Source organism: Bryocella sp., assembly GCF_058498515.1.
Genome location: NZ_JBMHYI010000041.1, coordinates 24,947 through 50,170, shown reverse-complemented (window position 1 = coordinate 50,170; position 25,224 = coordinate 24,947). Strand labels below are relative to the sequence as shown.

10 protein-coding genes are annotated in these 25,224 nt (G+C 61.1%); all 10 read right to left on the bottom strand.

Annotated features, from left to right (window positions below; translation table 11 throughout):
- Position 1 precedes the first annotated feature (1 nt).
- Positions 2–2,263, bottom strand: a complete 2,262-nt coding sequence (locus AC5E6W_RS10720) for a xanthine dehydrogenase family protein molybdopterin-binding subunit (RefSeq protein ID WP_491752285.1) — start codon at positions 2,261–2,263, stop codon at positions 2–4.
- A gap of 13 nt (positions 2,264–2,276) precedes the next feature.
- Positions 2,277–3,281: an FAD binding domain-containing protein gene (locus tag AC5E6W_RS10715; protein ID WP_491752284.1), complete on the bottom strand. Its 1,005-nt coding sequence runs from the start codon at positions 3,279–3,281 to the stop codon at positions 2,277–2,279.
- Between the two features lie 12 nt (positions 3,282–3,293).
- A complete protein-coding gene (locus tag AC5E6W_RS10710) occupies positions 3,294–3,947 on the bottom strand; it encodes a (2Fe-2S)-binding protein (protein ID WP_491752283.1) in 654 nt (217 codons plus the stop codon).
- A 169-nt stretch (positions 3,948–4,116) separates the two neighbouring features.
- Complete coding sequence (locus AC5E6W_RS10705; RefSeq protein WP_491752282.1) at positions 4,117–5,112, bottom strand: aldo/keto reductase; 996 nt, start codon at positions 5,110–5,112, stop codon at positions 4,117–4,119.
- 30 nt (positions 5,113–5,142) lie between these two features.
- Positions 5,143–6,165: an AraC family transcriptional regulator gene (locus AC5E6W_RS10700; RefSeq protein ID WP_491752281.1), complete on the bottom strand. Its 1,023-nt coding sequence runs from the start codon at positions 6,163–6,165 to the stop codon at positions 5,143–5,145.
- A gap of 3 nt (positions 6,166–6,168) precedes the next feature.
- The gene (locus AC5E6W_RS10695) at positions 6,169–7,224 is read right to left on the bottom strand and encodes an NAD(P)-dependent alcohol dehydrogenase (RefSeq protein WP_491752280.1); all 1,056 of its coding nucleotides are present in this window, start codon (positions 7,222–7,224) and stop codon (positions 6,169–6,171) included.
- Between the two features lie 138 nt (positions 7,225–7,362).
- The gene (locus tag AC5E6W_RS10690) at positions 7,363–10,146 is read right to left on the bottom strand and encodes a TonB-dependent receptor (RefSeq protein ID WP_491752279.1); all 2,784 of its coding nucleotides are present in this window, start codon (positions 10,144–10,146) and stop codon (positions 7,363–7,365) included.
- A gap of 1,351 nt (positions 10,147–11,497) precedes the next feature.
- A complete protein-coding gene (locus AC5E6W_RS10685) occupies positions 11,498–22,822 on the bottom strand; it encodes a pectinesterase family protein (RefSeq protein ID WP_491752278.1) in 11,325 nt (3,774 codons plus the stop codon).
- Between the two features lie 238 nt (positions 22,823–23,060).
- A complete protein-coding gene (locus tag AC5E6W_RS10680; RefSeq protein ID WP_491752277.1) occupies positions 23,061–24,527 on the bottom strand; it encodes an ATP-binding protein in 1,467 nt (488 codons plus the stop codon).
- Positions 24,505–25,209 carry a response regulator transcription factor gene (locus tag AC5E6W_RS10675; RefSeq protein ID WP_491752276.1) on the bottom strand — a complete coding sequence of 235 codons (705 nt, stop codon included), beginning with the start codon at positions 25,207–25,209 and terminating at the stop codon, positions 24,505–24,507. Before AC5E6W_RS10675 ends, AC5E6W_RS10680 begins: the two co-directional genes overlap by 23 nt.
- Positions 25,210–25,224: the final 15 nt, after the last annotated feature.

Here is a 25,224-nt window from a genome sequence, read left to right as displayed (position 1 = left end):
ATTACGCCAGGTGCATCGGCGCACCCATAAGATCCTCAATGCGGACCGGGATGCGGCGCACACGGATTCCCGTCGCGTGATAGACCGCACTGGTGATCGCGGGAGCCACTCCGGCGAGGCCGATCTCGCCCACGCCACGTGCCCCCAGCGCATTCAATTTGTAGTCAGGATAGTCGAGGAAGGTCACGTCGATCTGTGGGCAGTCGGCGTTGACCGCGACGATGTAATCCGCGAGGCTAGCGTTGATCGGCGCTCCGCTCATGCGGTCATACTCCACGCCCTCCAACATTCCCATACCCACGCCCATCACTACCGCGCCCTCAATCTGGTTGCGCGCGGCACGTGGATTCAACATACGGCCACCATCGATCACCGTAACCACGCGACTCACGCGCAAGCGTGCTATCTCAGGCTGCCATGTTACTTCGAGGAACTGTGCTCCATAGCTATGGAAGGAGTATTCCTCTTTGCCGCCGCCGAATGTCCCTTTTGACTTGCCTGTACCACTGACACCTTTGACCTTTGCCGCAGACAGCACTTCGCCGATGCTCTGGCTCGGTGAAGTCGCGCCCTTTGGGCGAACCTGTCCTCCAACAAGCTCAAGCTCCGTTGGCTTCTTGTCTCGGAAGGGAGACTCAGGATAGTTTGCGGCCGCCATCAGCAGAGTCTCCACGGCACGCTGTGCCGCGTCGAGAGCCGCCGGAGTTACGGAAGCAGTCGTCCACGAGCCTCCACTGATCGGCCCAGGAGGCAACGCCGAATCACCGAGTACGACATCTACCTTAGTGACCGGCAATCCGGTCGCATGCGCGACCATCTGAGCGATGGCCGTGTAGGTACCGCCGCCGATGTCCTGGGTGGCGCACGTCACGCGTGCCGTCCCGTCCTGGAGTAGCTCAACGGTCATATCGGAGTCGATTCGCATCGCGCCCCAGGCGCATGACGCAACGCCCCAGCCGAGAATCGCTCCCTCGTCATTCCTCATCGAGCCGACCACCGGATTGCGCTTCGACCAACCGAACTTCTCCGCGCCTACCGTAAGGCACTCCTTGAGGTGGCGCGAGGAGAACGGGAGACCATTGCTCTCGTCCTTCTCGGGCTCGTTGACCAGCCGAAGCTGCACGGGATCCATCTTCAGCTTGACCGCGAGTTCGTCCATCGCGCTCTCGAGCGCATACAATCCCGGCACGGCTCCCGGCCCACGCATCGCCGTGGGCACACCAACATTCCGCTTCGCGAGACCTCCCGTGACGACAAGGTTGGGGCAGGAGTACAGGAAGCCCGTGGCTTCGCCGCAACCTTCGTCGTAGTCGGCCTCCATCGCCGTGTGGTTTACGTAGTGATGTGCGAGAGCCACAAGCTTGCCGCTGGGCTCTGCACCGAGTTGGATCTGCTGATCGATCGCAGGTCGATGTCCAACACTCTGGAACATCATCGATCGGCTGACTACAAGCTTGACCGGACGATTAAGATTGCGCGACGTCGCCGCCGCCAGCATTGAATGCGGCCATGGCCATAACTTGCCACCGAAGCCCGAGCCCAGAAAGCGAGTGATGACCTGCACGTTCTCCGGAGGCACACCGAGCATTGCCGCCAGCACATCGCGATGGTTCACCACCGCCTGCGACGTCTCGTACAGCGTGTACTTGCCATCCTTAAAGACCGCTACGGAAGCATGAAGCTCAATGGGATTGTGCGTCTCGTTGGGCGAAGAGTACACCTCATCGATCTTCACGGCAGCACTCTTGAACGCCGCCTCTTGATCGCCTCGATGAGTTACTTTCTTGCGCGCTGGCTTCGCGATCTTCGTATCCAGAAGCTGCTCTTCCAGGTTATGGGGCTGCTTGTTGTAGGTGACTTTGACCGCTTCCGCGGCAGCACGTGCTTGCTCCACTGTCTTCGCCACGGCAACGCCCACGTACTGCCCGTAATAGCGGATCTCATTGTCCGCAAGCGGAGGGCGCTTCTCGTCGAGGATCATCGAGAAGCCCTGCGTGGGCGGCGTGCGATACAGCGGGCCGATGTTGGCGTGCGTGTAAATGGCGAGCACTCCGGGCATGGATTCGGCGGCGGCGGTGTCGATCCTTGTGATGCTGCCGTTCGCTATGGTCGCGATCACGGGCCACGCGTAGACGAGACCCGTGAAGTTATGGTCGGAGGAGTACATCGCTGTTCCCGTGGTCTTCAACGGGCCATCGATGCGCGGCGTGGAGACCCCGATGATATGGCTCTCGGTGATGGGCTTCTGTGCCTGATCCTGCATCGCTCGTCCTCCTCTATGCCAGCTTGGTCGCCATGGTCAGTGCGTGCGTTACGCAGCGCTTTGCGAGTTCCACCTTGAAGCCGTTCTGCGACTGCGGCTTTGCTCCATGCAGTGCAGCTTCAGCCGCGGCGCGGAAGTTTTCGCGCGTCGCTGTCTTACCAACCAGTGCCTTCTCGGCCTCATGACTGCGCCACGGAACGGTGCCGACGCCACCCATTGCGATCCTCGCGAAGACGATCTTGCCGCCAAGCTGCTTGGTCGCGATGGCCGCGGAGGCCAGGGCGAACTCATATGAGGCGCGGTCGCGCAGCTTTAAATAGGTGCTCGTAGCACCCTCAGGCAATGCGGGTATCGTGACATGCGTGACCAAATCACCAGGCTCAAGAACCGTCTCACGCTGCGGCGTGGATCCGGGCAGCACGTAGAACTGTGCGATGGGGATAGCGCGATCCCCCTTTGGTCCAGTGACATGCACAATCGCCTCAAGAGCGGTCAAGGCTACGTTCTGGTCCGAGGGATTCGTCGCGATGCAGTGTTCGCTGGTTCCAAGAACGGCGAGCATGCGATTGTGTCCCTCGATAGCCGGGCAGCCCGAACCGGGGTTGCGCTTGTTGCACGCAAACGCCGTGTCGCGATAGTAGACGCAGCGGGTCTTTTGCAGCAGGTTGCCGCCGGTAGATGCGAGATTGCGAAGCTGCACGGTTGCGCCGCTGAGGATCGCTTCGGAGAGCACCGGGTACCTAGCTTTAATCAGATCGTGCTGCGCGACATCGGTGTTCCGCGCCAGCGCGCCGATCTTCACCCCGCCGTCCGGGGTTGATGTGATCGAAGAAAGCGTGAGGCGATTGATGTCGACGAGCTGCTGCGGCGTCTCTACATTGAGCTTCATGTAGTCGACCAGGTTCGTGCCCCCGGCGATGAAGCGCACCGGAGCTCCCTGCTGTGCTGTCGACGCGCCCGCCTGAGCCTTCACGGCGTCTGAGACGGATCCCGGAGTGATCAGAGTGAATGGATACATGGGTTCCCTCTCCTATGCCATCCGGCGCACGGCCTGCACCGCGGCCACGATGTTGGGGTAGGCTCCGCAGCGGCAGATGTTACCGCTCATCGCCTCGCGCACGTCAGCGTCGTCCTTGCCCACAGGCTCCTTCAACAGCGCCACCGCAGACATAATCTGACCACTAGTGCAGTACCCACATTGGTAGCCATCCTCTTGCACGAAGGCTGCCTGCATGGGGTGCATCTTGTCCGGCGTTCCAATGCCCTCGATGGTGGTGATCTCATCGTTCTGGTGCATCGAGGCGAAGAGCAGACAGCTGTTCACGCGGCGGCCGTTGAGGTGCACGGTGCATGCGCCGCACTGCCCGTGGTCGCAGCCCTTCTTTGTGCCGGTAAACGACAGCGTCTCGCGTAGCGTGTCAAGCACCGTCGCTCGCGGGTCCACCATCATATGATGCGTCTGCCCGTTCACCTTGAGCGACACGGGGATCGCGCCTGGGATGTCCGTGTCCGGCAGGGGGGAGGCCGAGGTACTCTCCGGCTGGGCGCCGACGCCCAACGGAACAGCAACAGCGGCCGTCGCGGTCGCCACGCCCGCTGCTCCGGCGCGCGTGAGAAACACTCGCCGGCTGATGCGTTCGAGCGAGGTCAAAGGTGGATTGTCTTTCTCGTCTAAAGGCGCCATATCGAGGCCTCCTTAGGGCTTCGTTTGCTGCGAAGAGGAACCCGGTTCCGGACGCATCCTAGTCCATCGAGAGCGTGCGTCCTGAAGGATACGACTTTGGATGCCGAAATCGGCCCGAGCGACGCAGGCAGCGTTGTGGAAGCCTGCGCCTCCCAGCCCGAGGGGAGTTCTAGCGGTAGGTCATCTTCTCCAGTGCCTCAGGATAACGGTCACCCTCGACAGGAATCGTCTTGGCGGCATCATCCAGCTGCGCGAGTTCACCAGCGCTGAGAACGACCGACAGCGAACCACTGTTCTCCTTCAGGCGCGACAGCTTCGTCGTTCCCGGAATCGGCACGATCCATGGTTTCTGGGCCAGCAACCAGGCAAGAGCGATCTGTGCGGGCGTAGCAGTGTGTCCCTTGGCGATCTCCTGCAGGAGATCCACGAAAGCCTGGTTCGCTTGCATGGCCTCCGCTTTGAATCGCGGCAGCCGGCTGCGAAAGTCATTGCTTGCAAACTCGGTACTGGTGCTCATCGCTCCGGTGAGGAAGCCCTTGCCGAGTGGGCTATATGGGACGAAGCCGATGCCTAGCTCTTCGAGCAGCGGCAAAATCTCCTCCTCCGGACGACGCCACCACAACGAATACTCACTCTGCAGCGCAGTTACTGGCTGTACAGCATGCGCGCGGCGGATGGTGTCGGCTGCGGCCTCCGACAACCCAAAGTGCTTTACCTTGCCCTCCGCGATGAGCTCCTTCACCGTTCCAGCGACATCCTCGATCGGCACGTCAGGATCGACGCGATGCTGGTAAAACAGATCAATCGTATCAATGTTCAGGCGCTTCAATGATTCCTCGGCCACCTTCCGGATATTCTCGGGACGGCTGTTGAGCGTGTTCAATCCAGGCGCCGCGCCCGGGACAATATTGAAGCCGAACTTCGTCGCAATGACGACCTTGTCCTTGATCGGCGAGAGGGCCTTGCCTAACAGAAGTTCATTGGTGAACGGACCATAGACCTCCGCAGTGTCGAAGAAGGTGATGCCCAAATCGAAGGCCTCGTGCAGCAGATCAATCATCTCTGCTTCATCCTTCGGCTCGCCGTAGGAGAAGCTCATACCCATGCAGCCAAGTCCAAGGGCCGAAACCTCCAGCCCGCTCTTACCCAGTGTTCGCTTCTGCATCGTGATTCCTTTCGGTGGAACAGTAGATCGTTAGTTGGCTGAGCGAGCGCGCTGCGACTCGCGCCAGTGGCCGGGCGGCACGCCCTCCCAGCCACGGAAGGCACGTACGAAGCTGTTCGCGTCCTCGTAGCCGAGCAGGTAAGCTGCCTCGTTGAGCTCGAGCACAGAGTTACCCAGGTAATAGCGAGCCAACTGGTGCCGCGCTTCATCAAGCACACGCTGAAAGCTTGAGCCAGACTCTTGCAGTCTGCGTTGCAGCGTTCGTGTGCTCACGTGCAGTGCCCGGGCTACATCGTCCATGGAAGGACGCTGCCCGGTAAGACGCTGCTGGATCGCGTCCCGGACAAGCTGGACGAAACCGCCGGCCTCGTCTTCGCTCCGGTTCTGCCTCAACTGCTCATCCAGCTGCGGCGCTAGCAGGTCCAGCAACTCAGCGTTGCGTGTCAGGAACGGCGCCGTCGCATCCTCAGCGCGGAAGACAATGGCATTCCGTGGCGCGTTCGACACCACCTCACAACCAAAGTGCCGTTCGATCTGTCGGCCATGAGCTCGTGGCTGAATCAGCTCCAACCGCACAGGTGAGAGCTTTGTCCCCGTGCCATGCCGACCCAGCGTCTGCAGCCAGGCAAAACAATACTCCACGAGCGCCGTCGGCTCCGCATCAGGTGCCTCCGTCCAGCGGAAGCGGATGCTCCACTCCCCATCTTCGACCTGCTCGAGGATCTCTTCCGGGCACGTGAGCTGCTTGTAGCGGCCCATATGCCGGATCGCCGCGCCGAAGTTCTCTGTTGCCAGCGCAGCAATGCCGCTGGGATGAAAACGCTGCGGCTGCGACTCGTTGCCGAGCTTCAGCGCGATCCCGGGATCCTCGCTGACGTCTGCAATTGCATGCCAGAAAGAGAACAGCTCGGAGGTCGTCATCAACACACGGCGCGACACGAAGAGGTCCGGAGGGAGTCCGGCCCTGCGTAAAACTGCAGGGAGACGGACTCCATTCTCCTCCAGCTTGTCGGCCAGAATTGCTGCAACCCGGAAGTGCTTATTCATCGCCATCAGCTATCCCTTGAGTGACGCCATATCGATCGAGAAGCGGTACTTGACGTCGGACTTCAGCAACCGCTCGTATGCTTCATTGATCTGCTGCATCGCGATCACTTCAACGTCGGCCGTGATGTTGTGTTCACCGCAGAAGTTCAGCATCTCCTGGGTCTCGGCGAGGCTACCAATGAGCGAGCCCGACACACTACGGCGTTTGAAAAGCAAGCCCATGGAGAACAGCTGGAGAGCCTTTTCCGGTGCGCCCACAAGCGTCATGTTGCCGTCGCGCTTCAGCAAATGGATATACGCATTGATGTCATGGTCAGCCGAGACGGCATCGAGGATGAAGTCGAAGCTGCCCGCATGCTTCTGCATCTCATTCGCATCTTTAGAAATGATGACCTCATCAGCACCAAGGCGCTTCGCATCTTCCACCTTGCTGGGCGAGGTGGTGAAGACGACGGTGTGCGCACCGAGTGCGTGAGCGAACTTGACGCCCATATGACCGAGGCCGCCGAGACCAACAATGCCAACCTTCTGCCCCTTGGTCACACCCCAATGACGCAGCGGCGAGTAGGTGGTGATCCCCGCACAGAGCAGCGGCGCGGCACCAGCTAGATCGAGATTCGAGGGCACGTGCAGCACGAAGTGCTCGTCGACGACGATCGAGTCCGAGTAGCCGCCATACGTCACGCCGCCGGTGTGCTTGTCGGGCGCGTTATAGGTGAGCGTCATACCGTTGCAGAACTGCTCAAGGCCGGCCTTGCATTCGGGGCAGGTCCCGTCGGAGCCGACCAGGCAGCCGACTGCCGCAATGTCACCAACCTTGAACTTCGTCACGCTGGAGCCGACAGCCGTGACGCGGCCCACGATCTCGTGGCCGGGCACACAGGGGTATACCGTCGGCATGACTGCGTTCCACTCGTCACGCACGGTATGCAGGTCGGAGTGGCAGACGCCGCAGAAGAGGATCTCGAGCTGCACGTCGCGCTCGGTAGGCTCACGACGGGAGATCGCTGTGGTGGCAAGGGGCGAAGTGGCGGTGCTGGCGGCGAAAGCCTTTGCGTTGTACATGCCCTAACAGTAGTCCCGGAACCACGTGGCGCGCCATGCGCATCGCGCCATTTTGGTTGCAGATCACGCCAGGAAAAAGAGGCCCGTTACAGTGCGATGAAACCCGCAACGGGCCCGGGAAATCCAAAACCGCAATGCTTAGAAATTCACACGTGCGCCAAATTGCACGCTGCGGGGATCTCCAACCGCGGTGGCCTGCCCAAACGTCGAGTTCGCAGACGCGGGGTAGTTTCCTGTCCCCCACGTACTGTTCGGGACCATGTCATTGCGATGATTGAGCGAGTTGAAGGCTTCCGCCAGCGTTTCAATCTGCAGGTGCTCCGTGAGAGCAAAGGTCCGGCTCAAGCGAGCGTTCAGCGCGAAGAATGGAAATCCAATCCCCACATTACGACCGATCACAGCGCCCGCAAGGCCCTCCGTACATGGGTTTGTACCGCTGAGGCTATAGCTGCCAAAGCACGGCCGCTGCGTGGTTCCCTGCTTCGTCGTAGAGCCGGTGGTGACATTGAACGGCAGCGCGGAGTAGTACTGAAGAACGCCGTCGAGCTTCCATCTGTGGGTAATCTCTTCGACCACGCCGTGTGCGGGCTTCACCGATGTATTCAGCGCTGCGTCGAAGACCACGCGATGCCGTTGGTCGTCATCGGCACGGCTGCGATCTTCGCGCAGGTTGAAATTATTGATCGGCGCACTGAAGAAGAACTCGCTAACGTTATCAATCGCATGCGACCATGTATAGGACACGCGGGCCGAGCCCCATCCAGCAGCCCGTTGCACGAAGCTCACCTCAAGACCATCGAAATATGAATCGAAGGCTGAGCTGTACGGCTTCACGTTGCCACGAGTAGCATCCGGCCGCGTGCCATCGATATTGATGTTCGTATTGATCGCACCGATCAGGTGCTCGCCACGAAGATGCTGATAGCTGACTTCCAGCGAACTCCGGGCAGAGATCTGTTGCTCCACGCCAAGGCTCGCCTGCTGCGAGTATGGGTTTTGGATGTTGCGTTGCATAAGCGAAAAGTTCTCCAGCGCACCGGCAGGAGGCGTCGCCGCAATGGCTGGGAAACTCGGAGCTCCGACCTGTCCTGGAGAAAACGTATAGCTCAGCAACGCCGCCTGGCTATAGTCCGTGGTGTTGTGCGCGGAGAGCAGAGCGTTAGCCAGCGGACGTAGCGGCACTCGATCGTAAAAGAGGCCATAGCTGCCGCGCACGACGGTGCGGTGTTCCACGAAGGGCGACCACGCGAAGCCGACGCGCGGCGAGACGTTGTTCTTGTCCGTCGTGATGGTCTCCAGGTACTCCAGGTCGTAGCGCACACCGGTATTGAGCGTCAGCGACTGTGACAGCTTCCACTCGTCCTGCGCATAGAACCCAACGTTCGGGTTCGTCTGATGCACGGTGGGCGTGCCGAAGTTCTGTGTGAAGCCCTGAGAGTTATAGGTGCCCGCAAGGAAGCTCGCCAGCGAGGCGAACGTGTAGGCCCCGCGCAACGATTGCGGAAACGTAATCGTGTCGGCGTTGTACAGGAAGTCCACGCCGGCCTTGAAGGTATGTGCCCCATGCTCAATGACGAGGTTGTTCACCATTTCGCTCAGGTAATTCAATCGGCTTGTTGGCGATGAAGTCGAGCGACCGAAGACTGCAATTCCGGAGATCGTCACAGCCGGTCCGATCTGGTCATTGGGCGGAGCGTACAGGTTGTCGTAGATAAACTGCCCGCGCGTCTCGTTGTAGATGTGCGGCGTGAGCGTGGCGACGTTGCTCGCAGCCAAGGTGTGGTTCGTATCGTAGACACTGGTGCCGTTCGACACCTCATTGAGCGAGCCAACACCGCGCGCGTTCAGGCTGCTGAGCTGGTAGAAGCTGTAGCGCGCCTCGAGCCTGTCATTGCCACTCACGCGCTGGTCACCGCGAAGGAACAGGTTGTCCGTATGCAACGTCGTCGGATAGGTCGAAGTCGGACTACCACTGAGGGGAAGCATTGGCGCAGCGTACCCCGAGACGGCAAGCCTCGCATCGATCGCACTTGCGTTCGTTGGCGTCACCGTGATGATGCCGTTGGTGCGCAGGCGTTGCTCCTCGAAGTTGCCGAAGAGGAAGCTGCGGTCGCGCACGACTGGCCCCGATAGACTCGCACCATACTGCCCCTGCGTCAGCGGAAGCTTCGTCCCGGAGAGCGCATTATCGGCGTTCATGCGCTGATTGCGGAGGAATCCATAAGCGGTCCCATGCACATCGTTTGTTCCGCTCCGCGTGACGATGTTGAAGTAGCCGCCGAGTGCGCGGCCAAACTCGGCCTGCCCCCCCGAGGTGACCACTTGGAACTCGCGCACCACATCCATGCCAAGCACTGTTCCTGCAACACCCGCGGCATCATCGTTGCCGGAGAGGCCATCCACGATGAAGCTGTCGGAGAAGTTGCGTTGGCTGTTCACAGAGTAGCCCTGCCCAACAACCTCAGAGGTCTCGGCGAGCGTCTGTGTGCTGGCAGTATTGGTTGGGGACACACCAGAAACCAGCAGTGAGATATCGAGGTAGTTGCGGCCTTCGAAAGGCAGATTCTGGACCTCCTCCTGTTGGACAGTCTCGCCGACCTGGCTGCGGTCCACCTCGACGATTGGCGACTCATCAGTAACCTGAACGCTGCTGCGTGTCCCAGCAACCGAAAGCTGCAGCGTGAGATCGAACGCCGACCCAGGCGAGAGATCAACCTCCCGGCTTGCATCCGCAAAACCCTGCGCCTGCGTGGTGATTTCGTAGTGGCCAATCGGGAGATAGAGCAAGCGAAATCGGCCCTGAGGATCGGTGTGAACGCTATAGCTCTGGTTGGTGCTTGGCTGCAGAGCAGTCACGACCGTCCGCGGAAGCACTGCTCCTGTGCTGTCGAGTACCCGCCCCGTGATGGAGCCGTTCGTCAAAGTTTGTTGCGCGCGCAGGAGATGCGGGAGCAAGGATAGCAGCAGGGCTGCGCAAAGATACAGGCCTGTTCGGGCCGGGCGGTTCATCATCGTGCTCCAATCGTCGGCGGCCGTGAGCCGCGGTCCTTAGTCGAAACTCAGGAGAGGAGACGGGAGTACGGAGGGCCGCGCTTGGGGTTGGCTGCAATCCGCTCGATGACGCGCTGTCGTTGCAGCGCAGGTGATAATGCGGGGACCGTTCGCGGACCGAGGCACGCAGAAGATCCATGCGGACCTATCACGGGCGCGGTATGAGCGAACGAAATCGTCACGCTGGAACAAGGGCAGCGCTCCGTCAGAGTCGCGGTATAGTGGACGGCATTCCGTCCCTCGTCCTGCCCAACTCCGTTCGTACGCAGCATTGTGCAGTGATGCTTGCCGTGAATGCGACAGCATGCCGGCAGCGCCGTTTCCCCCGACTGCGCCAATGCCGACGCAAGCGCGAACAGTGGCAGGAGAAACGCGCAGAGCATCGTCATGGCAACAGCGCGATGCCAGAGCATGTTTCGCATTGGAGGAGAAGAGTTCAAGAGAGCGAGAGATTCAGGAAACCATAAACGGAAGGCCGCTATCGCGGCGACAGGGCGCACTCACAGATCGCAGCTTCGAAATTCGACATGATGCAGCGCAATCTACATCATGTCCCGGGCGAGCCGGGATACTGATTTGTGCAGCGAGCCAACGTGATCTATCGGCAAATATGCTGATAGACCTCTCGTGAGTTGAGTGAGACGGCGCGAAGAGCTAGGAAAGGCTGGCGCTGGGAGGGCCGCGTTTTTGCCGGGCACGATCGCGCGCGATGCTGCGGTTCCCCTCAGCCTGCGCGACGACAGCAGGCTGGTGGGCAACATCCGAGACAATCACGTTCGCTTCCGGTAGGCCGAAGAGCGGTGTGTGGCTCGCACGCACAGGTGCCGAGGGAGCGAACGGACACCTCTGCGCGGGACCTCGGAAGGCAGCATCGTCATTCGAACCGGACGTTGCACTATCGTGCATGGCGCAATGGTGAGCACCGCTCCGGCGGCAACACGCCGGCAGCTTCGCCTCGTTCCTGCCCGTGAGGGCGAAGAGTGTCGACGCGAAGGGCAGCCCGAAGAGGGCCAACAACGCCATGGCGATGAGCTTGCGCACTGAACCCATTCAAACATCAGCGCTCCAGAGCCGCAAGTCGCGCTGTAATTTCCCTCAAAGGAAGGCAGCCTAGGCAGCAGTGTGACGGAGAGCGGATGCAGGCAAGAGAGAAGCAGCCGTTCCCAATGATTCGGCCAGTAGACCGACAGAATCGATGAGGACGGCGGCAGGAGGAGTCGATTTAGTGAATGGTGAGATTCACCAGCGTGGTGATGCTGTTCGTGCCGTCGCTTGCGACCACGTTTAGCGTGGAGCTGGTCACCGGATTTCCACCGCCACATCCACTTACCGTGAGGAAGCCACCAAAGAGCAGTGCAAGCAGAAGCAGCCGAGAAGCGAGCTTCTGGCTCTTCCGCAGCCTCCAGAGCCCGAACAATCCAGGCAGCAGTATGGCGTAGTAGATCGGCCTCGCCCCCCCCGGCACACGCTCAAGCATCCCGTGCACCGATGCCACGGTGATGGTCAGCGTGGTGCTCTGCGATGAGTTGCTCGACTGTGTGAAGGTAAGCGACGCAGGGTTGAAGCCACAGGTGACGCCGGCCGGGAGACCCGAGCACGTGAACTGCAGCGTGCCCGCGTAGCCTGCATTCGGCGCATAGGTCAACGTCGCCGACGCTGTGCCTGGAGCAGCCACTGAGAGGTAGAGTGTCGGCGTCGAGGTAGTTAAGCCAACTGTCACCGCTGCCTTCGTGGTGAACGCGACGGCACTGCTCGTCGCCGGTTGGTTGAGAGTGTCGCCGACAAACTGCGCCGTGATGCTGTGCGTGCCCACAGCGAGTGTCGACGTGGTGTAAGTTGCCACACCGCTTCCGTTGAGTGCCACCCCACTCGTGAGCGGTGTAGTGCCGTCAAAGAAGCTCACCGTACCAGTAGCGTTGTTGGAAGCTGTGAGCGCTGCGGTGAAGGTCAGCGATATTCCCTGAAGCTCATTGCCAGAGGTTGGCGCAGGAGTCACAGAGAGAGCCATCGCGGGCGTCGCCTTGACGATGAAGCTCACCGCCGTTGCCGTCGAGGTGAGGAAATTGTTGCTCGGCGTATAGCTCGCGCCGATGGTATGGCTCCCCGCCGTGAGTCCCGTCAATGTAACCGTCGCGGTGGCTCCACTGATCGCGATGGGCGATTGCACCTTGCCATCGACGGTGAAGACCACGCTGCCCGCTGGCGAACCCGCAGTTGCCGCGACCGTTGCGGTAAGGCTCACCGATTGGCCCAGCACTGGGGCTACTGGCGTTGGTGTACTCAAAGCCAGGGTCGTCGGCAGTGGAGCATTCGAGCCTGTGAGCGTCATCTGCAACCCCGCCGCTCCGTTGAAGGTGACGGTGTCCGTGGTGTTGGTGTTGGTCGTGGGAGCGTAGGTCGTGGTCAATGCACAACCTCCGCCCACAACCACCGCGCTGGGCACGCCACTGGCTACGGTGCAGTCGTTGGAGCCCGTAGCTGTCACGGTGTAGTCTGCGGCGTCCGTCTGTGAGAGCGACGTAATTGCCAACGGCTGATTGCCCGTCGACAGCAGCGTGAAGCTTGCCGGAACGATGGCGGTCCCCGTGAAGCTCGCAGCTGCCTGCGTACGCAGGAGTTCGAGCACGCTGCCCGTACCGTTTGCGGTGTAGATGTTGCCGCTGCCATCGAGTGCCAACGCCGTCGAGGTGATGCCCGTCGCAACGATGAAGGCGCTGGTGTTAGTGCTCGCGGGAACCACAGTGATCGTTCCCGCGGACGTGTCCGAAACAAGGAGATTCCCTGCGGCGTCGACTGCCATCGCCCCTGGATGCGCCACCGCGGTGCTCACCGCCGTCGGCGCAGCTGTATAGGTGTAGCGATAGATCGTGCCTGAGTCTGCCACGTAAAGGGCGTTCGGAGGTACAACTGCCAGTCCCGTGGGAGACGTGAGGCCGGAGCCGATGAGGGTACGCTGCGCTACCCCGTTGGGGCTTACCTCGTAGACCATCGCAGTCGAGCTATCGGCCACGAAGAGATCGTTGAGGCTATCGGTGGCGAGTGCTGAGGGCGAGGTAAACGTACCAAAGCTCGCAGTCACACCCGTCGCCGAGATCTGCGTAACGGAACCGCTGGCGTCCGCCACGTACACGTTGCCCCGCTGATCCGTAGCGATCGCCGTGGGATTGTTGATCGACGCCAGTACCGTCCCGGTTGCAGAGGTGCCCGTCGAGTCCGCGGCAAAGCGAAGCAGCTTCTTGCTCGCCGTATCTGCAACGTACAAATTGCCAAGTCCGTCGACCGCAACGAGCGATGGTGTGAGACCGTTGCCAATCTTAGTCGTCGTTGCCGGGTCTAGCGTTGCACCTGAGCCCAACCCACTTCCCGTAAGGCTAAATGTTGTTGAGTACGAACCCGCCGTCACAACAGCCAGCGCTGCGCTCCGCGAGCCCGCAACCGTTGGAGCAAAGGTAGCCGTCAGGCTACAGTCCTGCGTGGTGTCCGTGTTGGTCGCGCACGTTACCGAGCTCAAGGTGAAGTCCGGCGATGAGAGCGGAAGACTGGTGGTGCCCAGCGTATCGCCTGCGATCAGGTGCAGCTTCACCGCCTGCGTGGTGCTCGCGCCGGTGGCTGTTGCTGGAAACGCGAGATCGGTGGAGATCTTGCGGATGCGTCCGTCCAGCGTATCAGCGATGTAGACGTGGCCTTGCAAGTCCACGCCCACACCGATGCCACCTCCGGTGCCCGTTCCGACGGTGGCCTGAGTTCCCAGGCAGCCATCGCCAATGGTGCTCGTGTTACAGCTCGTTCCCTTGCCAGCAATCAAACGGATGTAACCCGTACGCGCGTCCACAAACCATGCGACGCCGTTTGAGTCGGCGATATAGAGGTTACCCGACGCGTCCATCGCCAGCTTCTGCGGAGACACGTTGACGGTGTTGGCCAGCGCGGGAGCCGTGTAGTTGTAGGTACCCGACCCCGTGCCCGCGATGGTGTAGATGTAGCCGTTAGCCGGCGAGGTTACGCCGAGCTTCTGCAGCAGGTTGTAGAGTCCGGAGCCACTGACGCAGGTGACGCATACCACGCGCACGCGCGAAGCATCGGCAATGTACAGGTTGTCGCTCGGGTCAGTAAGCACGCCTTGCGGATTACTTACGGTCGCAGCGGTGGCAAGTCCACCATCGCCCGTTGACGAACTCACACCTGTTCCCGCCACCGTCTGGATGTTGCCTGAGGTATCGACCTCGCGGATCTTGTTATCCGCGGTGTCGGCCACGTAGATATTGCCGTAGCTGTCAGCCGCCACACCACGAGGCTGGTTGATCAACGCGCTCGTAGCCGCTGCGCCGTCTCCGTTGGTCTGCGTAGGATCGCTCGGACGTGTACCGCTTCCCGCGATCAGGTACATCAGGCCATCTGCGGCTTTGACCTCATACACCTTGTTGTCGCTGTAGCCGGCGATGAAGACATTCCCGTAGGGGTCGGCAAAGACACCGCGCGGCTTATTCAGCTTCACCAGTGTCGGAGTGCAAGGCGTGCTTGCCGTCGGCAGGCACGCCGTGCCACTCACGTAACCGGCGAAGAGCGAGATGATTCCATCCGGAGTGATCCGCCGAACCTCACTGGCGTTGGCATCGGTGAGATAGAGGTTTCCAAATGGATCCGCCACAACGCTGCGGAGGTCGAGCGACGAGCCGCTGAACGCCATCTGCGTCGCCTGGCAGCCATTGCCGTTGGCATCCGTAGATCCTGTGCATGCCGTGTTCGCATTCGCTGCGGTGGCCCCGCCGGCGACCGTGCTGATCGTTAGCGGAAGCGCAATGGGTGCGGTCGAGAGCGGATACACTGTCGGCGGATTCACCGTGACCGACACAGACGAGGAGGAAGAAGTGGAGAAGTTCGTCGTGCCGGTGTACGTTGCCGTCACCGTCACGGAACCCAGTGGAAGATTGAGACTCGCGTTCGCCACCCCATTGTTCAGAGTGGCCGAACCCACGTTGGAGGCCGCGCCACCATTGACGCTGGCAGCGAAGGTGACCGTGCCAGTCGGCGTCCCTGCAACTGAGCTCACCGTGGCGACGAACTTTACCTGGACTCCTACGGTGGTCGTTGTCGCAGACGCCGAAAGCGCCGTCGTTGTGGCTGCAGGCCCAACGGTCACATTGGCCGTTGGCGAAGTCGAAGCTGAAGTCCCCGCAGCGCCCGTGTACTGCGCCACGATGCTGTAGGTTCCGACTGGCAGGCTCAACGTAGCCGATGCCGCTCCCCCCAAGATCGTCGATGAACTAGCAACGACGCCGTTGACGACGAACTCCACACTTCCACTGGATGCGCCAGAGACAGTAGCTGTCGCTGTAAACGCCGTGCCGAAAGAAGTTGTCGCCGGTACGCCAGACAGCGTGGTCGTCGTGCTGGAAGTCGAACCTGCATTGACGACGACCTGGTAGGAGCCAAACGATACATACGGTTGCCCGTTTGTCGTGGGGACGTAAGTTGAGTCGCCAGCATAACTGGCCGTGAAGGTGTGCGTTCCGGGCGTGAGGCCCGTCAGCGGAACCATGACCGTATCGCTCGAACCAGGCAACGTGACGCTCGTTGCGGCGCCGCCGTTGGAGTCGGTCAGGGTGACGGTGCCGGTGGGGTAAGGATAGGACGCGGCCGCAACGGTAGGCGTCAGGATCACTACGGCAGTGGCCGTCTGCCCTTGCGTGATGGTTTGGTTCACACCATTGGGACCCGTGAGTTCCGGAGCGAGGTAGGTGAAGTAGCAGGCCGGGGGCAGCAGATTGCTGACCGTCCGGTTGTCCACGACCACAACACCGTTCGAGCCGGCATCAGCGTTGATCGCGGTGACGAAGTTGGACGATACCTGCCCCGGTCCCAGCGTGACGACAGTATTGCTGGGCGCTGTACTGTTCAGGTCCGAAGCCTGCAGCGTGTTGAAGCCGACGTTATCGAACGTGATCGTCAGCGGATTGACTGTTCCGTTGTTCGACGCCCCCGTAAGCTGAACGGTGCCCTCGGTAAGGAAGGTCAGATTCTGCAGCAGGATGTTGTTGAAGTTCGGAGTCAAGGTGCCAGTATTTGTGTTGTAGAGAGGCGTGAACTGCATCAGCGCCTTGTGGTTCTGGAAGCAGGAGTTGGAGTACTGGATATCCGTAACGACTCCGCCCCGATCGTTGGCGGTCTTGATGCGAATGCCCGTCGAGTTCGAGTCGACGCTCGAGTTGCCCGACAGCATATTGCCATCGAAGAGCACATTGCTCACGCCGCCGCTCGTGTAGCTCCCAATCGACTCTCCATGGCCGGCATAGAAATGGTTTTGCGTGATTGAGATATTCGACGCCGGATTCGAACCGGATGCCCCGACCGCTACGTTGTCGTCCCCATCGGAGATGTAGGACCTCGTCACCGTGAAGTTATGCACGTTGCCGGGATCGATGCCGTCAGTATTGCGCGCGCTGGTCGGTGTCACGATCTTCACGTCCCACGCGGTGAATCCAGTGACCGTGCTCGTCGTGGAGACATGGAACATCGTCGAATTCATCAGCGTGATCTTGTACATCGTGATGTTCGACGCGTTGCCGCCCATCTGGATCATGCGCGGGTTCTGCTGGCTTCCACCGCTGTTGGCGATGGTCGCAAGTCCCCACCAAGTCTGGCCGGCGTAGCTCGATGGGAAGCTGTTGAGTACCACATCGCCGCCGCGGCCATTGATCTTGCCATAGCCCATGATGCCCACATTGCTGACACCGTTGATGAGGATGAGCGGCTGGCACGAACTGGTGGCGCTATTGTTGTTCACCGTGCCACAGGTGTGTGTTCCGGCAACGGTGTCATAGTCTTGTGCATTGCGGGAACCGTAGAGCGTAACGCCCGGATCGATGAGCAGCGTGACGTTGGACGGCATCACGAGCGGCCCAGTAAGGAAGGCATCGGCGTTGGCGTTGCCGGCCGAGAGCTCAACCGCCTGTCCCGATGTGCAGGCATTGAGCGCAGCCTGAATGCGTGCACCATCAGGATTCGAATTGTTAGCGTCAAAGCTGGCTGGAATGTCGCCATTCACATCAGCGATGTCCGCGACCAGCTGCGTACATACCGCCGGGAAGCTCGGCTCGGTTACCGTGCGTGCATCGCCGGTCGCGACGGCTGTGGCCGCAGGCGGAGCCGTAATGGTGAGCGTTCCGTTGACGAACGCGAAGCTGTAGTTGGTGGCGCTCAATGTTCCCTGCGCCGCCGTGATCGTATATACCCCGGGCGCCGTCGGTGTCGTTGGAGTAGTCGTGAGCGACGGACTTCCGCTCAGCACAGTAGACGTATCCGGCGGAACGAAGCCCGAGTAGTTCGCGGAATACGCAGCGGCAGCAGTTCCGAAGGCAACCGTCTGGCTGTTCGCCGTGACTTGAAGAGCCACTTTAGCAAGCGACACACTCCCGGTGCCGTTAGCTCCGTTATAGTTTGTGTCACCGGAATAAACGGCGCTGAGGCCGTGCATGCCTGCCGATAGGCCCGTCAGTGTGAAGGAGACCGTACCACTCGAAAGGTTCTTCGAGATTGGGGTTCCTGCGTCGACTGAAAGATTTACAGAGCCGCCCGGGGTCGCGCCCGAACCAGTCACCGTAACATTCACCACAACCGACTGACCGTAGCTCGCACCTGTTGTGGCCGACACACCGACTATAGGATTGGCCTTCGCCGACGGTGTGACCGTAACCGTGTACGCGCTCGCGGACGTTGACCCAAGGAAATTGCTGTCCCCGCCATAGCTGACCGTAAGATTATTTGGCCCAACCGAAAGGCTTGACGTGGTGTAGTACGCGGAACCCGACGCGTCCAGCGTGCCGCTGGTGAGTAAAGTTCCGTTGTCGTAGATGGTGTAAGTACCGGTCGGCACCACACCTGCGCCCGGAGTCTGCGGGCGATAAAGCAGCGTCACGCTGGTGCCAGACTGCACACTGATCGCCGTCGTCGGAGCGAAGGTGTTGCTATATGCGGCGAGCGCCGAAGTCGGATTCCATGAAGTCCCATTCGCCATCTGGCTCAGGAAGGCGACAGGCGCCCACTTTGCGGCCTGCGCCGCAGTCGTATACACCTGCGGCGCAATCGAAGTCGTCTCTCGAGTTCCCGTCACTCCCTGCCCGGTGTTGCCCTGGGCGTCGCTGTACGGAATGCTGTTGTATTCCGCATAGGTTGAGGTCGGCAGATTCGTGTCTCCGGAAAACTCGATCCACCCCACCGGATTCACTTGATCGATCTTGCTGTTCAGCAGTACGGTGGTCGAGAACTGACCGTAGGGCCGGCCGAAGTAGAGGTTAGTCATGCCGGTGCTTTGCGACGTCAGCGTCGCTCCATTGAACACATAGCCGCTGAGGTAGTCGTTTGTGCTGCCGCTCGCTACGGCCTTATTCTGTGCCGTGATCGTCTCTGTGCCCGTTGCCGAGGCGCCATGCCAAAGCGTGTAGATCTGCGTCTGATCGAAGACCATCGCCGCATCGCCAAAGATGTAATCGACGTCACCGGAGATGTAGCCCTTCCAGAAATACTGGCGGGCCGCAGTATAGGCAGATCCGCTGGATCCCTGGCTGCCGGCATAGAGCGTGTCCTGCAGACTATTCAAGCGAACATTGTTGAAGACAGCCTGGTCCGAGCGGCTCCACACGGCCAGGGCCTGCGAGTAGCACAGTGTGCCAGCGTTATACAACGCGCTGTTGGAAAGATTCGACGTGTTCGGCACGCACGATCCTCCCGAAGAGACCAGCGCCGTCGGGTTCACGTTCGTGTCCGTGTTCCAGGTATTGTTGATCGTCAAATACTCAGCGTAGAAGTTGTTCGGCACATAGGTAGTGCCGCCGATTGTGGCCTTGTCCACGTTGAGTGTGGAGGACCCTTCATCGCCGGTCTTGCCGCCATTCTGAGCTGTCGGTGTGGCGCCTGCTTCTGCAGTCAGAATCACCTTCGTCGGATCTCCGCCGAGGCCGCGTAGCGAGACGTTGGGATAGGAGATGCTCACCTGCTCGCTGTAGGTCCCGGGGGCTAGGTAGATCGCCGCTCCCGTCGCTGGCAATGCTGCTACGGCAGCGCTCAACGTCGTGTAGTTGCCCGAGCCGTCAGCCGCAACGAGGTTCGTCGTCGCGCCCACCGCGGAGGTCGTCGAAGCCTGCGTCACCGTGAGGCTGGACACGTTCGATGTTGACCCACTGTAGTCTGTCGCATCCGTCGGAGTGAAGGTCACCGCGAGCGAGTAGGTCCCGATGGGAAGATACGTCGCTGCATCGACAGCCATCGCGGAGCCGCCGGACGGGGTTGCCGTGTAGACGTACGCGCCGGGGACACCATTCGAGATCGCATTCAGCACACCAGTGCCGAGCGCCTGGCTCACCGGCACTGTGGTTGTGGAGGGGGTCCACGTCAGCGAAGTTGTCGCTTGCGCGATGGAGAAGTTCCCCACCGACGACGAGGAGCCCACGATGCCGGCCTGGCTGGGATAGGTAGCCTGAATGGTGTGCGCGCCCGCGGTGAGGCCGGAGAGCGCGACTGTAACGGCATTACTCGCCAGCGTGTAGGCGGTAGCCATGCCGCCATCGATGGAAACATTCACGTTGCCCGTGGCGCTTCCGCTCGAAGGCGTGACCGTCACCGTGAAGCTCACCTCGGTCCCGGTCGGAACATAGATCGGAGAACCTGGGGTCTGATTGGTCACGGTCGTCGTTGTCGTCACGGCGGTGCCAGTCTTCGTGCCGTTCAGCGTAAGCGAACCGATGCTGCTCGTCGACGGATTCGTCGAGAGCACATCGGTCACAGCACCAGTGCCGGAGGCCGTCGGAGTAAAGGTTGCGCTTAAAGTGCAAGCCTGGCCCTTACCCAGCGCGGTCGTCGTGAAGTTGCAACCGCTGCTGGTGCCGGCGACGAGCGCGAAGTCGCTCGAATCCGTCTGCGCAAAAGAGGTTGCAGCAAGGTTGCCGACGTTGCCCAAGGTGCCCGTCAGCGTAGCTGTGGTGCTCGTGCCGAAGTTATAGCTCACCGAATGGCGCGTAATCGCGGTCACGCCTGTCACCGCGGCGTCCACGCTCGCCACATCGCCGTTCGCCTCCACGGCCACAGCCACAGGAGTCGTCAAACCACTCAACAGCGTCGTCTGTACACCATTGGTTGAGTGCACGAAGAGCGTTCCGCTCAGCGCATCCTGCACATACACCGCACCGCCCGCATCGGTCGCGATCGATGCTGGAGCGATGCCCGTGGTCACAGAGCTCTGCACTCCCAGCGGGCTGATGCGGTAGAGCGCTTGACCGCCCTTATCGGCCACATACAGGTTGCCGAGAGCATCCAGCGCTAGACCCACCACGCTGTTGTACCCGGTGCCCATCACCGCGGGAGCAGCGTTCGAGACGCCATTAACGAAGCGGTAAATGGACTGGTTGGTTCCGTCATAGACGTAGATCGTGTGATTGCTATCGACGGTGATCGCACGCGGCGCGGCGGGGCTGCTGGCTGGGGTGTAAGAGATCGTTCCAGCCGAGTAGGTTCCACCGGAGCCAAGGGTCAGCGTGCTGATGTTCGTGCTGCTACTGCCTACCGCGTAGAGCGTCTCCGCGGAGTCGACCGCCAGCGAGACTGTGCCTGTCGGCGCGCCTGACGCCAGGACAGTCACGCTGCCGTCGCCATTGAGCTGAACGTAGTTGCCGGTCGTCGAGTCGATGGCATAGACATGTCCGCTTCCGCTAATGGCCACAGCAGCGGCGGTAATGGTCGAGCCGAACACGCTGGTGCTCGGACTGGTGACGTCTGTCGTCAAGGCTGGACCGGAGCCTTTGCCCGCAAGCGCCAACGTGCCGGCGACGGCTCCGCTGGTAGCCAGCGCCGCAGTGCGAGGGCCTGGCTTGGTGGGAGCGAAGGTGATGGGAACGGAGCACTCCACCGTGCTGTCGCTGTTCACCGAGCCGCAGCTCGCAGAGCCCAGACTGATCTCAGAGGTCGCGACCAGCGCGCTCGCCGAAGAACTCGCCGAGTTGTGCAGCAGCAGCGACTGGGTGTAGCTTCCGCCGATCGCCGTCGGCACCAGGCTGGTTGCGGCGACCTCACGCACACGGCTGTTGGTTGTGTCCGCCATGTACAGGTTGTTGAAGGCGTCGAGCGCAATGCCAAGACCGTTCGAACCGCCAAAGTTCGCAGCGCTGGGCGCGCAACCGTCGCCGATCGTATCCAGCGCCGTGCCGCAGGCAGAACCTGAGGTGAAGAGCTTGCGGATGTAGCCGGTCGCGCCGTCGAGGTAGAGCACCGATGTGCTGTCACCAACGTAAATATCGCCATTGCTCGCAACCGCGACCTTGAAGATGCTCGTGTCCAGCTTGGCTACCGAGCCCAGGATTGGCGTAGCGCTGGGCGCTGTGCTGGCGCCGCCGCCCGCGATGGAGTACACGGAACCAACCACCGGCGTCACCCCGGGATTGTTCACCGTGATGAGATGGGCCATCGCCGTACCGCCCATGTACAGCACACGCACACGCACATCGCTCGCGGGAACGAAGACCACGTCGCCCGCGGGATCCACGGCAACGCCCTGCGTGGAGGAGCTGTTGGTGTTCGTGCTCGTGACATAGAACGGGCAGCCATCACCCAGCGCATCGAGCGCATTCACGGTTGCCCCGGAGTAGCAGGCAGCTCCCAGGGAGGGCGAGGTAAAGCCGCCGAGGATGGGGTAGATATGTCCTGCGGCGGAAGCGGCCGTAACGGAGCTGTATGTCGAGTCCAGGGCGATGACGCTGGCGATTGGGTTGCTGACACCGTTCCAGCTCGCTGGGCCCACGACGACGCGATAGCGTGTATTCGCCGTGTCGGCGATGTAGACGTTGCCGTAGATGTCCGCCGCCACGCCGCGCGGCTGGTTCAGCTCCGCCACTGACGTGGAGCACGATCCCGTCGGCAGCGCGATACCGCCGTCCGCGCCAGCGCCGCCAGTGCCTGCGGAGCCTGTGGTCGCCACGCAGCCCGCCACCGCGTACATGTAGCCCACCTGGTGATTTCCATTGGTGTTCGGGCACAACGGTGAAACGGCGTTGCAGAGGATCGAGATGAGGCTGCTTCCATAGCCGGCAATGAGCACGTTCCCCCATGGGTCCGTGGCAATACCCCGCGGGGTGCTGCTGAAGCTGGTTTGCAGCTGTGGGCAACCGTCGCCGTTCGAATCGGTCTTCCCCGCGCAGACCGTCCCCTTGCCGGCCGCGAGCGTAATGATCCCCGAGCGCGCGTCGATCTTGCGGATGGCCGAGTTGCTGCTGTCCGCCACCCACACGTTGCCCAGCGGATCCACCGCGACGCCGCCGCGAAGGTCGCTGCTGAAGACCGCCGAGGCTCCGGGACAGCCATCTCCGAAGGCGTCCAGTGCCGTCAACGAAGAGTCCGTAACGCACGCAGCGCCGCTCGCGACACCCGTAGCCCCACCTGCCAGACTGGTGATCGTGTTGGGCAGTGCGATCGGCGCCTGCTGCGCGCTGAGGAGCACGCCTCCCGTGGCGAAAGCGAAGAGGACGGTGATAACAAGACGTGCGAAAAAGTGCGAAAAGCGCATGGGATCTCCCGGCGGCCTGACCCGTTGGAAAAGTTGCCTTACAGGTGCCGGAGAAATCTAGGAGCGGTGCATGTGAATTGTCAAGTCGCTATCTTGAAGAATCGAAGGATGCAGCAGGACCATTTCGTGTGCCTTTTCCCTTGAAATAATTTCACCCACGGAACGACCTGAGCGCCCACGGAGTCCCTCCCGGGACCACTCCAGCGATACGGAGTGGACACACCGACCTGCACTGGGCTTATGCTGACACGACGATCTGCGTGCCCGGTACAGGTGCGTTGGCGTGCGCGAGTGGAAGTGCGATCACCAGCCGCGCGCCGCCCCCGGCGCGATTGCCCGCAGTGACAAACCCACCCTGCGCCCTCGTCACTGCCTGCACGAACGCCAGTCCCAAGCCATAGCCGGCCGAGCGGGTTCCCTTTGCACGCGCCTCGAAGAGCTGCGAGCGGACCTCCTCGCCGAAGCCAGGACCATCGTCCTCCCAGATCATCGTGGCGTGACCGTCAAGTTCTCGCACCTGCACCGTCACGTTGCTGCCTGCGGGAATGTGCTTCATCTCGTTGTCCAGCAGGTTCGCGATCAACCGATGCAACAGCGCGGAGTCCGCCAGCGCATACACAGGGGCATCTCGGAGCACGCCGATGTGAAGGTCCCGCTCGGCCATCGACGGCTCGTAGAGTTCCACAAGGTCCTGGACCACGGCTACCAGTTCAATCCGTTCACAGCGAAGGCGGAGGGCGTTTGCATCGGCTTCCGCGACGTCAAGAGATGTGGTCAGAACCCGGCTGAGCCTGTCGAGTTCCTCGATCGCGGCCACGATCTGCTCCCCAGCTTCGGTGTCAGGTTCGGAGCTAAGCGCGAGCTCGAGCTTGCCACGCACTGCCGTCAACGGACTGCGCAGATCATGCGCCAGGGAGTCGGTGATGGTGTGAAGTTGATGCATCGAACTTTCAATGCGGTCAAGCATGCCGTTGAGCGTCTTCGAAAGCAACCCGATCTCGTCATGGCGCCCTGAAACCGGAACGCGCGTACGAATATCCGACTGGCCGATGCGTGAAGCAGCCGCGGTGATGCGCTGGACCTGCCGTAGCATACGCCGGGTCGCTGCGAAAACAATGAGAAATCCAAAACCAACAATGATCGCGCCAATAGCGATGAAGCGTATGCGAAGGCTACGCAACACGTGTAACTCATCGCGCTCCGATAGCCCGAGATAGATATGCCCACCGTCGTCAGTCGTCACGCTGGCAACGCGGAAAGGCACGCCGTTGCCGGGAACTTCGATGTCGGCGGGAACATTCGGCTGCCACCGGGCAGAGCGGATCGCGTTGAGGAAGATACCGCCTTCACCAGACCCCACCCAGAGCTGAAGATTCCCTTGCTGGCCGGCCTGCAGAAAGAACACCGAATCGTTGGATGGGCTTGACGATCGCAGCCGGTTGGGAACCTCACGGCTGGCAAGTTCCGCAACCTCGCTGACTACTGCGGAGTAACGGCGGTCACGAGGTGTCTGCTCGGCAACATCGCTGAGGACCTGCACCTCGCCGGTCAGCCAGGCATCGCTGCGGCGCTGGATATCGGCAGCGACGAAGCGATGCAGCCAGATGAAAACGAGGAAGGTCCCACAAGCGAAGGCCGCGCCCGCCCACATCGAGATGCGCCATGCCGCAGTATGGAAGCGCTCAGTCCTTGTCCCGGAAGACATACCCCACTCCTCGCAACGTCCTGATCATCGGTTCGCGCCCCGGGGTGTCCAGCTTACCCCGCAGGCGGTAGATGTGGACGTCGACGACGTTGGTCTCCGGCTGAAACTTCATGTGCCACACTTCTTCGAGAATCATCGAGCGCGTGACCACGCGACCAGCGTTGCGGCAAAGGTATTCCAGCAGAGAGAACTCCTGCTGCGTAAGCTCCAAGGGCTGTCCCCCCAGGGTCACATCGCGGCGCAGCAGGTCCATCTCAAGATCGCGAACCCGTAGGCGCGTCACCTCCGCTGGCGGTTGAACATTGCGCCGCAGCAGGTTGCGCAGGCGCGCAAGAAGCTCGGCCAGCGCGAACGGCTTAACAAGGTAGTCGTCGCCGCCCTGCTCAAGCCCGAGCACGCGATCATCGACGGAGCGGCGGGCGGAGAGAATGAGCACTGGCGATGTGACACCGATATGACGAAGTCGAAGGATCAATGCGATGCCATCCATGTCTGGAAGACCGAGGTCGACGATCAAGGCATCGTGTGGTTGAGTGAGTGCCAATCTCTCGCCAGTCGCGGCATCGGGCGCAACATCAAGCTCATACCCGGCTTCCGTCAGTGATCGTGACAGGAAGTCTTGTATCTCGGCCTCATCCTCAATCAGCAGGACCCGCATGAACCCATAGTAGTGCAGTCGCACGCATTTGTTCCGTGA

Excerpts from the sequence above, each read along its gene's own strand:
- AC5E6W_RS10680 (WP_491752277.1), bottom strand. The coding sequence starts at position 24,527 with ATGTCTTCCGGGACAAGGACTGAGCGCTTCCATACTGCGGCATGGCGC.
- AC5E6W_RS10700 (WP_491752281.1), bottom strand. The coding sequence starts at position 6,165 with ATGGCGATGAATAAGCACTTCCGGGTTGCAGCAATTCTGGCCGACAAG.
- AC5E6W_RS10720 (WP_491752285.1), bottom strand. The coding sequence starts at position 2,263 with ATGCAGGATCAGGCACAGAAGCCCATCACCGAGAGCCATATCATCGGG.
- AC5E6W_RS10685 (WP_491752278.1), bottom strand. The coding sequence starts at position 22,822 with ATGCGCTTTTCGCACTTTTTCGCACGTCTTGTTATCACCGTCCTCTTC.
- AC5E6W_RS10705 (WP_491752282.1), bottom strand. The coding sequence starts at position 5,112 with ATGCAGAAGCGAACACTGGGTAAGAGCGGGCTGGAGGTTTCGGCCCTT.
- AC5E6W_RS10715 (WP_491752284.1), bottom strand. The coding sequence starts at position 3,281 with ATGTATCCATTCACTCTGATCACTCCGGGATCCGTCTCAGACGCCGTG.
- AC5E6W_RS10710 (WP_491752283.1), bottom strand. The coding sequence starts at position 3,947 with ATGGCGCCTTTAGACGAGAAAGACAATCCACCTTTGACCTCGCTCGAA.
- AC5E6W_RS10695 (WP_491752280.1), bottom strand. The coding sequence starts at position 7,224 with ATGTACAACGCAAAGGCTTTCGCCGCCAGCACCGCCACTTCGCCCCTT.